The 14786-nt window shown below is 20.6% G+C and carries 9 protein-coding genes and 1 tRNA gene; 7 read left to right on the forward strand and 3 right to left on the reverse strand.

Annotated elements, in window-relative coordinates; translation table 11 throughout:
• The first annotated feature begins 13 nt into the window (after positions 1-13).
• Positions 14-934, forward strand: a complete 921-nt coding sequence (locus GJU02_RS00710; RefSeq protein ID WP_168919187.1) for a D-alanine--D-alanine ligase — start codon at positions 14-16, stop codon at positions 932-934.
• A gap of 11 nt (positions 935-945) precedes the next feature.
• Here GJU02_RS00710 and GJU02_RS00715 read toward each other — a convergent pair whose 3' ends face one another.
• Entirely contained in the window at positions 946-1416 is a 471-nt protein-coding gene (locus tag GJU02_RS00715) for a DUF721 domain-containing protein (RefSeq protein ID WP_168919188.1), read from the reverse strand.
• 117 nt (positions 1417-1533) lie between these two features.
• Between GJU02_RS00715 and secA the strand changes: the two genes are divergently transcribed.
• Positions 1534-4275, forward strand: coding sequence for a preprotein translocase subunit SecA (secA, locus tag GJU02_RS00720; protein ID WP_168919189.1), 2742 nt, complete (start codon positions 1534-1536; stop codon positions 4273-4275).
• Between the two features lie 55 nt (positions 4276-4330).
• Here the strand turns inward: secA and dnaJ are convergent, their stop codons facing one another.
• Both dnaJ and dnaK read right to left on the reverse strand, forming a co-directional pair.
• A complete protein-coding gene (gene dnaJ, locus GJU02_RS00725) occupies positions 4331-5446 on the reverse strand; it encodes a molecular chaperone DnaJ (protein ID WP_168919190.1) in 1116 nt (371 codons plus the stop codon).
• Positions 5447-5557: 111 nt separating this feature from the next.
• Entirely contained in the window at positions 5558-7474 is a 1917-nt protein-coding gene (gene dnaK, locus GJU02_RS00730) for a molecular chaperone DnaK (RefSeq protein ID WP_168919191.1), read from the reverse strand.
• Positions 7475-7795: 321 nt separating this feature from the next.
• On the opposite strand from dnaK, the gene GJU02_RS00735 reads away from it, so the two are divergent.
• The 5 genes from GJU02_RS00735 to GJU02_RS00755 all read left to right on the forward strand — a co-directional run bounded on the left by GJU02_RS00735 (position 7796) and on the right by GJU02_RS00755 (position 14784).
• Entirely contained in the window at positions 7796-9286 is a 1491-nt protein-coding gene (locus GJU02_RS00735) for a leucyl aminopeptidase (RefSeq protein WP_168919192.1), read from the forward strand.
• 43 nt (positions 9287-9329) lie between these two features.
• Positions 9330-12122 (forward strand): valine--tRNA ligase, encoded by a 2793-nt coding sequence (locus GJU02_RS00740; RefSeq protein WP_168919193.1) that lies wholly within the window; start codon positions 9330-9332, stop codon positions 12120-12122.
• A 50-nt stretch (positions 12123-12172) separates the two neighbouring features.
• Entirely contained in the window at positions 12173-13201 is a 1029-nt protein-coding gene (argF, locus tag GJU02_RS00745; protein WP_168919194.1) for an ornithine carbamoyltransferase, read from the forward strand.
• 339 nt (positions 13202-13540) lie between these two features.
• Entirely contained in the window at positions 13541-14599 is a 1059-nt protein-coding gene (locus GJU02_RS00750) for an extracellular solute-binding protein (protein ID WP_168919195.1), read from the forward strand.
• 112 nt (positions 14600-14711) lie between these two features.
• Positions 14712-14784: transfer RNA gene (locus GJU02_RS00755), tRNA-Asn, on the forward strand.
• Positions 14785-14786 lie beyond the last annotated feature (2 nt).

Genomic DNA, 14786 nt, shown 5'->3' on the forward strand with positions numbered 1-14786 from the left:
TTAAATAAAAATTATGTCTAAAAAAATTGCCGTTTTATTTGGAGGTAATTCTCCAGAAAGAGAAATTTCTTTAAAATCTGGTAAAACAATTTTAAATTCTTTAATAAAATTAGGGATAAATGCAATTGGAATAGATCCAATAAGTTTTCCATTATTATACTTAAAAAAATATGGATTTAAAAAAATTTTTATATCTTTACATGGAAAGGGAGGAGAAGATGGTACTATTCAAGGAATATTAGATTATCTAAATATTCCTTATACCGGGAGTAATCTCTTAGCATCTGCAATTACTATAAATAAATTTTTAACAAAAACTATCTGGCATGAATATGGATTACCAGTCATATATCCTCATTTTTTATTAAATAAAAAAGATTTTGTAAAATCAAATTTTTTAAAAATAGAAAAAAAAATTTTAAAATTTAAATTACCTATTTTTATAAAACCTAATTGTAGTGGATCTAGTTTGGGTAGTACGAAAATTGATCATTTAGATGATTTATTTAATGCAATAGAAAAATCTTTTATATATAATGATGATATTTTAATTGAAAAATATATAAAAGGCGAAGAATATACAGTAGGTATTTTAAATGAAAAGATTTTACCTCCAATAAGGATTGAATATCCTAATTCTTTTTATAATTATCAAGCAAAATATTATTTAAATACTACACAATATTTTTGTCCTAGTGGATTAAATAAATATAAAGAAAGAGAATTAAAAAATATAATTTTACATGCATGGAATGCAGTTAAATGTCAAAATTGGGGAAGAATTGATGTTATTTTAGATGAAAATAAAAAATTTCAATTATTAGAAATAAATACTATACCTGGAATGACATCTCACAGTTTATATCCCATGGCTGCTAAAAAAATAGGATTATCTTTTCATGACTTAGTTATAAAAATTTTAAATTTAACTTAATAAAATTCATATTAATCATATGTGATTTTTATAAAATTTTTTATTATACATTTTAATTTTTTAGGACTTTGTTCTGCTATATTTAATAATAAATTAGCACTATATTTACTTAAAATATTTTTTTTTAATTTACATTTATTATTAATAAATGTCTTTTTTAAAAAAAGAGGATTAATTTTAATTTCCATCTTTTTTAAAGATGGAATAATATTTTTTTTTAAATGATATTTAATATTTGATTTTTCCGATAAAAATCTAATCATAGTACTTGCATTATATGTTTCTATAATTAGAATATTATTTTTAAAATTTTGTACATTATATAAATTATGTAATTCTATAGGTAAATATTTTTTAAAAGAATTATTAATTTTTATTAAAAAATCTGTATGTGTATATATTTTATGTAAAATTTTTGTGTAAGATGAATTATTTTTTTTTTGAAAAACTTGATTTATTAATAATAATTTATTATTACGCATAATTTCTCCCTTTTATTATTTTATAAAAAATTGTATATATTTTTTTTACTTTATTAAAATAAATATGAAATAATAATATTTATAATTATACAAATATATTTTATCAAGAGTATTTATATGTTAAAAAAAATTTTTACCAAAATTTTTGGTAGTAATAATGATATTGTTTTAAACCGTATTCAAAAAACAGTAAATATTATTAATAAAATGGAAATAGAATTTGAAAAATTAACTAATTTTGAATTACAAAATAAAACTTTATATTTAAAAGAAAAATTATATAAGAATTTTTCTTTAGAAGATATTTTACCAGAAGCTTTTGCAACAGTAAGAGAAGCTAGTAAAAGAATATTTGGTATGCGTCATTTTGACGTTCAATTAATAGGAGGTATAGTATTAAATAATAATTGTGTAGCTGAAATGAAAACAGGAGAAGGTAAAACTTTAACATCTACATTACCAGCTTATCTTAATGCGCTTACTGGCAAGGGAGTTCATATTGTTACTGTTAATGATTATTTAGCAGAACGTGATGCTATAAATAATAGAATATTATTTGAATTTTTAGGATTAACTGTTGGTATTAATATATCTTCTATGTCATTAAAAGAAAAAAAAAATGCTTATCAAGCAGATATTACTTATGGCACTAATAATGAGTATGGTTTTGATTTTTTAAAAGATAATATGGTTTTAAACTATAATGATAAAGTACAACGTAGTTTACATTATGCTATTATAGATGAAGTTGATTCGATATTAATTGATGAATCTCGTACTCCTTTAATTATTTCTGGAGCTGCTGAAGAAAGTTCCGAACTATATATTAAAATAAATAATATTATACCTAAATTAATTTATCAATCCAAAGAAAATTCTACTTCCTTTAAAGAACAGGGCCATTTTTTTATAGATGAAAAATCTAGGCAAGCATATTTAACTGAACAAGGTTTAATTTATTTAGAAAAAATACTTATAAAAAAAAAAATAATACATAATAAAGAATCTTTATATTCTGATAGTAATATTATTATTTTACATCATATTATTGCTGCTCTAAGAGCACATAAACTTTTTAAAAAAAACGTAGATTATATATTAAAAAATAATAAAGTTATAATAGTTGATGAACATACTGGAAGATTAATGGAAGGAAGAAGGTGGTCAGATGGATTACATCAAGCAATAGAAGCAAAAGAAAATGTAAAAATTAATAATGAAAATCAAACTTTAGCATCTATTACATTTCAAAACTATTTCAGATTATATCCAAAATTATCAGGTATGACAGGTACTGCTATTACAGAAGCTTTTGAATTTAAAGAAATTTATAAATTAGATACAATAGTTGTTCCTACTAATAAACCTATGATTAGAAAGGATTTACCTGATTTAATTTATTTAACTAAAAAAGAAAAAATAAAAGCAATAATTGAAGATATTAAAACTAAACATTCAAAAGGTCAACCTATATTAGTTGGTACTGTTTCTATTAAAAAATCAGAATTAATTTCTCATGAATTAAAAAAAATAGGTATAACTCATAATGTTTTAAATGCTAAATTTCATGCTAGAGAAGCAGAAATTATATCAAAAGCAGGGATAAAATATGCAGTAACAATTGCAACTAATATGGCAGGTAGAGGTACTGATATTGTTTTAGGTGGTATTTTTTTAATAAAAAATAACAAATCTACTTTGGATGAATTAAAAAATTTAAAATTAAAATGGCAAATAAATCATGATGAAGTTGTAAAATTAGGTGGTTTATATGTTATTGGAACTGAACGTCATGAATCAAGAAGAATTGATAATCAGTTAAGAGGTCGTTCTGGAAGACAAGGTGATAAAGGTGTTTCAAGATTTTATTTATCCATGGAAGATTCTTTAATGCGTATTTTTGCTCCTAAAAATATGTTATTTTTAATGAAAAAACTTGGTATGAAATACAATGATTTTATTGAACATCCCTGGATAACAAAAGCTATATCAAAAGCACAAAAAAAAGTAGAAAATTATAATTTCGATATACGTAAACAATTACTTGAATATGATGATGTAATAAATGATCAACGTTTATCAATATATTCACAAAGAAACAAATTATTAAAATCATTAAAGACTGATAAAATAATTAAAAATTTTAGAATTGATGTTTTTAGTAACTTAATAGATAGTTATATAAAATCAGATAATTTTATTAAAGAAAAATGGGATTTAAAAAAAATAAAAATTTATTTTTTTAATGTTTTTAATTTAGAATTACCAGTTGAAAATTGGATAAATATATATAAAGAAAAAAATAAAAAACAAATTAATAAGGATTATTTTTTAAAAAAAATTATTGATTTTGCAGAAAAAAAATATTTAAAAAAAATAAATAATTTAAAAATAAAAAATATAAAAATTTTTGAAAAAAATATTATTTTAAAAATATTAGATAATTTATGGAAAGAACATCTTTGTGCTATAGAATATTTAAAACAAGGAATTCATTTACGAGGTTATGCACAGCAAGATCCTAAACAAGAATATAAAAAAGAATCTTTTAATATGTTTAATATTATGTTAAATACTTTAAAAAAAGAAGTTATTATTACTTTAAGTAAATTAGAAGATGAAATAATAAAAAATTATTATCAATCTATAAACATGTTAGAAAATAATCAAATTATTAATAATGATATTAAAAATATTAATTTAATAACAATAAAAAGAAAATCTGATTCATATATAAATAAAAAAGATAAATATTTAAATAATATAAATTTTTTTAAAAAAAAAATAGGTAGAAATGAAAAATGTCCTTGTTTTTCAGGTAAAAAATATAAATTTTGTCATGGTTTAATAATAAAATAGATTTAATAATAGAGGGTATAAAAAATAAATTTATTTTTTATACCCTCTATTATTATTAATTTTTTATATTATAAAAAAATCTTTTAATATTATTTAAAAATTTTTCTATTTTAGGATTATTTCTATAATTAGAAACACTATTAAAACTTTTATCTAATTGATACAAAATATTTTTTTGTTCATTATTTAAATTAATTGGAGTTTCTACTATTATTTTACATAATAAATCACCGAAATTACCATTTTTTCTAATTGATTTTATCCCTTTATTACGTATTCTCAACATTTTTCCTGTTTGAGTTCCTTCTGGAATTTTTAATTTTACATAACCATTTAATGTAGGTATTTTTATATTACCACCTAATGTAGCTATAATAAAATTAATAGGTAATTCACAATACAAATTATTACCTTCTCTAATAAAAAGAGAATGTTTTTGAATTTTAATTTCTATATATAAATCTCCAGATTGTGCTCCATTTTCACCTGATTCTCCTTCACCACTTAGTCTAATACGATCTCCATTATTAATCCCACTTGGAATTTTTATTGCTAAAGTTTTATAAATTTCTAATTTACCTTTACCTTTACAATAAAAACAAGGATTTTTAATAAAATTTCCTTGACCATGACATCTAGGACATGTTTGTTGAACAGTAAAAAAACCCTGACTCATGTGTATTTGTCCTTGTCCATTACATGTATGACATTTTTGTAATGCTCCTTGAGCACCTGTTCCATGACAATAACTACAATTTTTTAAAATAGGAATTTTTATATTTTTAGTTATACCTTTTATTGCTTCTTCTAATGAAATTTCAATTAAATATTTTAAATCGGAACCTTTTCTAGATCTTTGTTTAGTATGTGAATTACCTCCAAATATATCTCCAAAAACATCTCCAAAAATATCACTAAAATCAGTCGTATTACTTATATTTTCTTGTTCAAAAGCAGAATGTCCATATTGATCATAAGCAGATCTTTTTTTTGAATCACTTAAAATTTCATAAGCTTGTTTTATTTCTTTAAACTTATTTTCAGCATTTTTATTTCCGGGATTACGATCTGGGTGAAATTTTATAGCTAAACGTTTATACGCTCTTTTAATTTCACGATCTTCAGCATTCCTAGTAATACCTAAAATATCATAATAATCTTTTTTTGCCATAATAAATTATTGTCCTAATCTAATCCCATTATTTTATTAATACCGATTATTTATGATAGATAAACGGTACTAACTATAATTTAGTAATTTATATATAAAATTATTAAATAATTATTTTTTTTTATCTTTAACTTCTTCAAATTCAGCATCTACAACTTCATTTTCTTGATTTTTAGTTTTTACATTATTATCTTTTTCTTTATTAATATTTTCGTTGTTATGTGTTAAATTAATCATTTTCTTAGATACTTCAACTAAATTTTGTATTTTTATTTGTATATTATTTTTATCTTCTGTTTTAAGAGATCTATTTAATTCATTAATTGAATTTTGTATTAAAATTTTATCTTCTTCTTTAATTTGATTATTTACTTCTTTAAGTTTTTTTTCAGTATTATGTATAAGTTGATCACCTTCATTACGTATTTTAACTAGTTCTTCAAAAATACGATCAGATTCAGTATTAGCTTCTGCATCCCTTATCATTTTTTCTACTTCTTGTTTATTTAATCCTGATGATGCTTGTATTGTAATTTTTTGTTCTTTACCACTTTTTTTATCTTTTGCAGAAACATGTAAAATACCATCTGCATCTATATCAAAAGTAACCTCTATTTGAGGAATACCTCTAGGAGCAGGACTAATCCCATCTAAATTAAATTGTCCTAAAGATTTATTATCACTTGCTCTTTTACGTTCACCTTGTAAAACATGAATTGTAACAGAAGATTGATTATTTTCAGCTGTTGAAAATACTTGACTATGTTTAGTTGGGATAGTTGTATTTTTATTTATTAATGATGTCATTACCCCACCAATTGTTTCTATACCTAAAGATAATGGAGTTACATCTAATAATAATACATCTTTAACATCTCCTGCTAATACTCCACCTTGCACAGCTGCACCTATAGCTACTGCTTCATCAGGATTAACATCTTTTCTAGGTTCTTTACCAAAGAATGATGATACTTTACTTTGAACCATAGGCATACGAGTTTGTCCACCTACTAAAATAATATCATTTATATCAGAAGCAGATAAATTAGCATCTTTTAAAGCCATTTTTAATGGTTTTATTGATTGATCTATTAAATTTTCTACTAAAGATTCTAATTTAGCTCTTGTTAATTTTATATTTAAATGTTTTGGGCCAGAAGCATTTGCAGTAATATAAGGTAAATTGACATCTGTTTGTTGTGTTGAAGATAATTCAATTTTAGCTTTTTCTGCAGCTTCTTTTAATCTTTGCATTGCTAATGGATCATTTTTTAAATCTATTCCCTGATCTTTTTTAAATTCTGTTACTAAATAATTTATAATACGACTATCAAAATCTTCACCACCTAAATGTGTATCACCATTAGTAGATAATACTTCAAAAGTTTTTTCACCATCTACATCATCTATTTCAATTATAGAAATATCAAAAGTTCCTCCACCTAAATCATATACTGCTATTACACGATTACCTTTTCCTTTATCTAATCCATATGCTAATGCAGCTGCTGTTGGCTCATTTATAATTCTTTTTACTTCTAATCCAGCTATTCTACCCGCATCTTTAGTTGCTTGACGTTGAGCATCATTAAAATAAGCTGGTACTGTAATAACAGCTTCATTTATTTTAATACCTAAAAAATCTTCAGCTGTTTTTTTCATTTTTTTTAAAATTTCAGCTGAGATTTGAGGTGGTGCCATTTTTTTCCCTTTAATATCTATCCATGCATCTCCATTATCAGATTTTATAATTTTATATGGCATTATTTTTATATCACGTTGTACTTCTTTATCATCAAATTTTCGACCAATTAATCTTTTTATAGCAAAAAGAGTATTTTTAGGATTTGTAACAGCTTGACGTTTTGCTGGTTGTCCTACTAAAATTTCTCCATCTTGGGTATAAGCAATTACAGAAGGTGTTGTTCTATCACCTTCAGAATTTTCTAAAACACGAGGTTTATTTCCATCAATAATTGCTACACAAGAATTGGTTGTACCTAAATCAATACCAATTATTTTACCCATATTAATTATTAACTCCTATTTATATACAAATTAATTAATGTTTATAATATAAAATTATTAAATAAATTTTTAATGTTATATTTTATATATATATTATATAAATTATAATCCCTAATGAAGGGGAAATGGGGACACATATTAATGCATCAAGGGGTAATCTAATTTTTTTTTAAAATATAAAAAGATTTTACTTATTTAAAGTATAAATTATTTTTTTTAGAATAAAAATTTATGTTAAATTATAAATTATTTACTACTTTTATTTATAAAAAAATATTATATTTTTAAAATTATTTTTGTTTCTAATCAGGAAATTATAAAATGAAATATATGGCAGAAAAAATAATTTTTTCAAATAAAAATTTATTAGATTGTATAGTAATACCTATATTTGAACAATACAAATTTTCTAAAATTTTAAAAAAAATTAACGATATATCAAATAATTATATATTAAATATTTTAAAAAAAAATAATATTCAAGGGAAAATTAATCAAAATATAATTTTATATCACATTCCTAATTTTTTATGTAATAAATTTGTTATTATAGGTTGCGGTATTGAAAATAAATTAAATAGAGAAAAAAATAAATTAATTATTAATAATGTTATTAATATTTTAAAAAAATATTCTATTAAAGAAATTTATTGGTATTTAACAGATTTAAAAATAAATAATTATACATTATATTGGAATATCAGAGATACAATTGATATTATTGAAAATAATATTTACTCATTTAATAAATTTAAAAAACATAAATTATCTTTTTCATCAAAAATAAAATTTATTATTAATAATAATAATGAAAATATTTATTTTTCTGCTATAGAACATGGAAAAGCTATTAATTTAGGTATAAAAAAAGCTAAAAATATAGCTAATTTACCTCCTAATATATGTACTCCTAAATATTTATCCATTAAAGCGGAAAAATTAAAAAAAAAATATAAAAATATTTCTATTGAAATTATTGATAAAAAAATTATGAAAAAAATAGGTATGAATGCTTATTTATCTGTTAGTAAAGGATCTAAAAATGAACCATTTATATCTATAATAAAATATAATAATAACCATAAATTACAACCTATAGTATTACTAGGTAAGGGTGTTACTTTTGATTCTGGTGGTATATCTTTAAAACCTAGTAAAAATATGGAAGAAATGAAATATGATATGTGTGGTGCCGCTGCTGTATATGGTGTGATATATGCAATTGCTAAATTAAAATTACCTTTAAATATTATTGCTATTTTAGCTAGTAGTGAAAATATGCCTAGTTCTAAAGCATATAGACCTAGTGATGTTATAAAAACAATGTCTGGTCTTACAATTGAAGTTACAAATACAGATGCTGAAGGACGTTTACTTTTATGTGATATATTAACATATATTGAACGATATAATCCTAAATACGTTATTGATATTGCTACTTTAACAGGAGCATGTGTTATTGCATTAGGTAATAATATAAGTGGTTTAATGTCAAATAATATAATATTATCTAAACAAATTATAAAAGCCTCATTAGAAGCAGATGATCGTGTTTGGGAATTACCTATTGATGATATAAAATATTTTAATCAACTTAAATCTAATATTGCTAATTTAATTAATAGTAGTAATGGTATTGCAGGCGCAATAACTGCTGCGTGTTTTTTATCTAAATTTACAAAAAAATATAAATGGGCTCATATAGATATTGCTGGTACAGCTTGGTATTATATAAATCAAAGAGCAATGGCTTCTGGTAGACCTATTAATATGTTATGTCAATTTTTAATTAATCAAATATTTAATCATTAATAATTTTAATATAAATTTTATTTTATATAGGCTATTTTATATTATGGATAAAATATATAATCCAAAAAATTTTGAAAAAAAAATTTATAATTATTGGGAAAATAATAATTTTTTAAAAAATAAATTAGATATTTCAAAAGAATGTTTTTCTATTATGGTGCCACCACCTAATATTACAGGTTATTTACATATAGGACACGCACTACAGTATACTCTTATTGATATTTTAATACGTTATCATCGTATGTTAGGTAAAAATATATTATGTCAAGTAGGAATAGATCATGCAGGTATTGCAACTCAAAATTTAATAGAACAAAAAATTTTTAATGAAACAGGTAAAACAAGAAATAATTACAGCAAAAATTTTTTTTTAAATAATATTTGGAAATGGAAAAAAAAATATTGTGATATTATTTACAATCAAATGAAAAGTTTAGGTTTATCTACAGAATGGGATAAAACAAGATTCACAATGGATAATAAATTTACTAAATCTGTAAGAGATATTTTTATTATTCTTTATAATCAAGGATTAATTTATAAAAAAAAAAGATTAATACATTGGGATTTTAAACTTAAAACAGTAGTTTCAGATTTAGAAGTTGAATATAAAAAAAATAAAACAGACATGTGGTATATAAAATACCATTTTTATGGTAAAATAACAACATTGGATAATAAAAATTATTTAACTATAGCTACTACTAGACCAGAAACATTATTAGCAGATAGTGCAATTGCTATTAATCCATTAGATTCAAGATATAATAATTTAATTGGAAAATTTGTAATAATACCTATTATCAATCGTAAAATTCCTATTATAGCAGATAATTATGCAAAAATAAATAAAGGTACAGGATGTGTTAAAATTAGTCCTGCTCATGATTTTAATGACTATCAAATTGCAATGAAACATAATTTACCTTTAATTAATATTTTTGATTTAAATGGTAATATTTTAGAAAAATGTCAAATTTTCAATAAAAAAGAACAAATTTTAAAATTAAATAATAATATTCCAAAAAATTTACAAAAAATAAATTTTTTACAAGCCAGAAAAATAATCATAAAAAAAATAAAACAGCAAGGATTATTAGATAAATGTGAAATAAAAATAAGATTAATACCTTTTAGTATTCGTAGTAATACAATTATTATTCCTATGTTAACAAATCAATGGTATTTAAATACCAGAATATTATCTAAAAATGCAATAAATGCTGTAAAAAAAAATAAAATTATATTTTTTCCTAAAAAATATGAAAATATGTTTTATTCATGGATGAATAATATTCAAGATTGGTGTATATCACGACAATTATGGTGGGGCCATAAAATACCAGTTTGGTATGATACAAAAAATAATATTTATGTAGGAAAAAATAAAAAAGAAATAAAAAAGAAATATAATTTAGATAAAAATATTTCTTTAAAACAAGATTCTGATGTTTTAGATACATGGTTTTCCTCTAGTTTATGGACTTTTATTACTTTAGATTGGCCTAATAATAAAAATTTTTCATTGTTTCATCCTACTAATGTTATCATTAGTGGTTTTGATATTATTTTTTTTTGGATATCTAGAATGATAATGATGACAATGCATTTTGTTAAAAATAAAGATGGAACATCGCAAATACCTTTTAAAAATATTTTAATGACAGGATTAATAAGAGATAATAAAGGTAATAAAATGTCTAAATCAAAAGGTAATGTTATTAATCCTATAGATTTTATTGAAGGTATTTCTTCTATAAATTTTAAAAAAAATAGTTCTTTTCAAAAAAATAATAAAATTTATGGAGCAGATGCTTTAAGATTTACATTAGCAGCTTTATCATCTACAGGACGAGATATATATTGGGATATGACTAGATTAGAAGGATATCGTAATTTTTGTAATAAAATATGGAATGCAAGTATTTTTATTTTAAAAAATATTAAATTTAATTTTATTAATAAAAAAAAAAGATTATCTTTAATCGATCAATGGATTTGGTCTGAATATTATTTAGTTGTAAAATTTTATATAAAAGCATTAAATGAATATCGTTTTGATCATGCTGCTAATCTTTTATATAATTTTATATGGAACAAATTTTGTGATTGGTATTTGGAATATAGTAAAATAATTTTCCAAGAAAAAAATCAATTAAAATATATTGGAACACATTATACATTATATAATTTATTTGAATCTTTATTAAGATTATCTCATCCAATAATTCCTTTTATTACTGAAATAATATGGCAAAAAATTATTAAAAATAAAAAAAATTTATCTAAAAGTAGTATTATGATACAATCTTTTCCTAAAGTTAATAAATTAGAAATAAATAAAAAAATTATAAGTATTTTTAATACATTTATTAATGTAATTACAATAATTCGTAATCATAAATTAGAAATGAATATAAAACATAGTGAAAAAATAAATTTATATATAAAAGATACAAATAATAAATTTAATATTTTTTTAAAAGATAATATAAATATTTTAAAAAAATTTGTAAATCTTAATAAAATATTTTTTATTACAAATAAAATGAATTTTCCAAAAAAAACATTAATAAATAAAATTAATAATATTGAATTTGCTATTCCATTAAATACTAAAATTATTGACCAAGAAAATTTATTAAATCAAATTAATAAAAAATTAAATACTAATCAAAAAATAATAAATTTTTTATGTAAAAATTTAAAAAATAAAAATTTTTTATCTAAAGCACCTAAAAATATTATCATAAAAAATTTAGAAAAATTAAAAAATTGTAAGATTTTAAAAAAAGAATTATTACAAAAATTTTTTTTAATTAAAAATTTATAATATTTATTATTTTAATATCACTAAACTTTTATAAATAAAGGATTTATATTATGAATTCATTTTATAATAAACATTTTTTAAAATTATCAGATTTTTCAAAAGAAAATCTTTATGAATTAATAAAAATTTCCGAAAAATTAAAATATAAAAAAAAAATTTTTAAAGAAGAAAAAAAATTAGTTGGTAAAAACATCATCCTTATTTTTGAAAAAAATTCAACAAGAACTAGATGTTCTTTTGAAATAGCTTGTTTTGATCAAGGTGCAAATATTACTTATCTAAATACTATAGATAGTCATATTAATGATAAAGAATCTCTAAAAGATTCAGCTAGAATTTTAAGTAAAATGTATGATGGATTAGAATATAGAGGCAAATATCAAAAAAATATAGAAATTCTCGCTAAGTATTCTACAATTCCAGTATGGAATGGATTAACAAATGAACTTCATCCTACTCAAATATTAGCAGATTTATTAACTATAAAAGAAAATATAAAAAATAAAGAAATAGACCAAATTAAATTATCTTATATAGGAGATATAAATAATAATATATCATATAGTTTAATAGAAGCATCTAGTATAATTGGTTTCGAATTATATTTAATTTCTTCACAAAAATTGGAATTAGGTAATAATTTGTATATAAATAATATAATAAAAAAAATGAAAAAAAGTAATAATATTCATATTACTAGTAATTTAAATATAGGTGTAAAAAATGCAGATTTTATTTATACAGATATTTGGTTTTCTATGGGAGAAGAAAAATCATTAGAATTATGGGAAAAAAAGATTAAAAAATTACGTAATTATCAAGTTAATCATTCTCTATTAAAAAAAAGTCACAATAATAATATTAAAGTTATGCACTGTTTACCTTCATTACATTTATATAATCATTATAAAAAATTATTTACTAAAGAAATAATTTCAAAATATAATTTATATAATGGATTAGAAATAACAGATGAAGTTTTTGAATCTAAAAATAGTATTATATTTCAGCAAGCAGAAAATAAAATTCATACAATTAAAGCTATAATAATGACTTCATTATTAAAAGAAGAAATATAAAAAATATTGATAATAATTTTTTTATAAATAAATAAAAAATTTTTATACATAAATACTAAAATATAATTAATAAAAAAATATATTTTTACTAAAAAATTTATTTTTGTAAAATAAATTCATAAAATTTTCTAATAAAATATAATTTTTAAAAAAATTTATAATTTATATTATTATAATAATTTTTAAGAATTAATAAATATTTCAAGTACTAGAAAATATAAAATATATATTGAAAAATAATTTTTTTAAAATTTTAATAAATTATATTTTTAAAAATTAAAATACATTTTCTGTAATCAAAGTATAAGTAATTTAAATATATTTACAAGGTTTAATAAAATGTCTTTATTTTTTAGATTAATACTTATTATTTTTATATTATTCTTCCCAATAACTAAAAAATATTTAAATAATACAAAATCTTATCAAAATACTATTTTTTTTTATAATTGGACAGAATATGTTCCTCAAGAAATTTTAAATGAATTTACAAAAAAAACAGGTATTAAAATTATTTATTCTACATATGAATCGAATGAAAGTATGTATGCTAAATTAAAAACTTATAAAAAACAATCATATGATTTAGTTATACCTTCTACATATTTTGTAGAAAAAATGAAAAATGAAGGTATGATCCAAAAAATAGAAAAAAAAAAAATACCTAATTTTTCTAATCTAGATCCTAGATTTTTAAATAAATCTTTTGATTTAAATAATGAATATTCTATTCCATATATGTGGGGAGCAACAGCTATAGGAATTAATACTAATAAAATAAATCCTAATTCAATAAATAGTTGGAATGATTTATGGAAACCAAAATATTATAAATCTATTTCTTTAATAGATGATGCTAAAGAAATATTTCAAATGTCACTAATAAAATTAGGTTATCCAGGAAATACAAATAATATTCATTATATAGAAAAAGCTTTTATAGATTTAAAAAAATTAATGCCAAATGTAATTTCTTTTAATTCTGATAATCCTGGATATCCTTTTATTGAAGGTTCTGTAAATATAGGAATGATCTGGAATGGATCTGCTTATTCTGTTCAAAAATTAGGAATTCCTCTAAAATTTATTTGGCCTAAAGAAGGAGGTATTTTTTGGATGGATAGTTTTGTTATTCCTAAAAATGCCAAAAATATTCAAGGTGCTTTAAAATTAATTAATTTTTTATTAAGACCTGATATTGCAGCAAAAATAGCTAAAAAAACAGGTTTTTCTACTCCAAATTTAAAAGCAAAAAAATTATTACCATTAGATATGATTCATAATGATATTTTATATCCTAGTGATGAAATAATTAATAAAGGTGTTTGGCAAAATAATATTCATGTTAATATAAGTAAGAAATATGAAATATATTTTCAAAAATTAAAAAATTTATAATTTAAAATTAAAAATGTTTATAAAAAAATAATTAACTTATTTTAAATTTTACAAAAATATAATTTTCTTGACATATATATATTAATTATCATATATTAATAATAATAAAAAATCCTCTGTAGTTCAGTTGGTAGAACGGCGGACTGTTAATCCGTATGTCACTGGTTCGAATCCAGTCAGGGGAGAA

It is taken from the genome of Enterobacteriaceae endosymbiont of Donacia thalassina (assembly GCF_012568245.1).
GTDB lineage: Bacteria > Pseudomonadota > Gammaproteobacteria > Enterobacterales > Enterobacteriaceae.

Bases quoted from the DNA above. Each gene is read 5' to 3' on its own strand.
- GJU02_RS00710 (WP_168919187.1), top strand. From the start codon at position 14: ATGTCTAAAAAAATTGCCGTTTTATTTGGAGGTAATTCTCCAGAAAGA.
- GJU02_RS00715 (WP_168919188.1), bottom strand. From the start codon at position 1,416: ATGCGTAATAATAAATTATTATTAATAAATCAAGTTTTTCAAAAAAAA.
- secA (WP_168919189.1), top strand. From the start codon at position 1,534: ATGTTAAAAAAAATTTTTACCAAAATTTTTGGTAGTAATAATGATATT.
- dnaJ (WP_168919190.1), bottom strand. From the start codon at position 5,446: ATGGCAAAAAAAGATTATTATGATATTTTAGGTATTACTAGGAATGCT.
- dnaK (WP_168919191.1), bottom strand. From the start codon at position 7,474: ATGGGTAAAATAATTGGTATTGATTTAGGTACAACCAATTCTTGTGTA.
- GJU02_RS00735 (WP_168919192.1), top strand. From the start codon at position 7,796: ATGAAATATATGGCAGAAAAAATAATTTTTTCAAATAAAAATTTATTA.
- GJU02_RS00740 (WP_168919193.1), top strand. From the start codon at position 9,330: ATGGATAAAATATATAATCCAAAAAATTTTGAAAAAAAAATTTATAAT.
- argF (WP_168919194.1), top strand. From the start codon at position 12,173: ATGAATTCATTTTATAATAAACATTTTTTAAAATTATCAGATTTTTCA.
- GJU02_RS00750 (WP_168919195.1), top strand. From the start codon at position 13,541: ATGTCTTTATTTTTTAGATTAATACTTATTATTTTTATATTATTCTTC.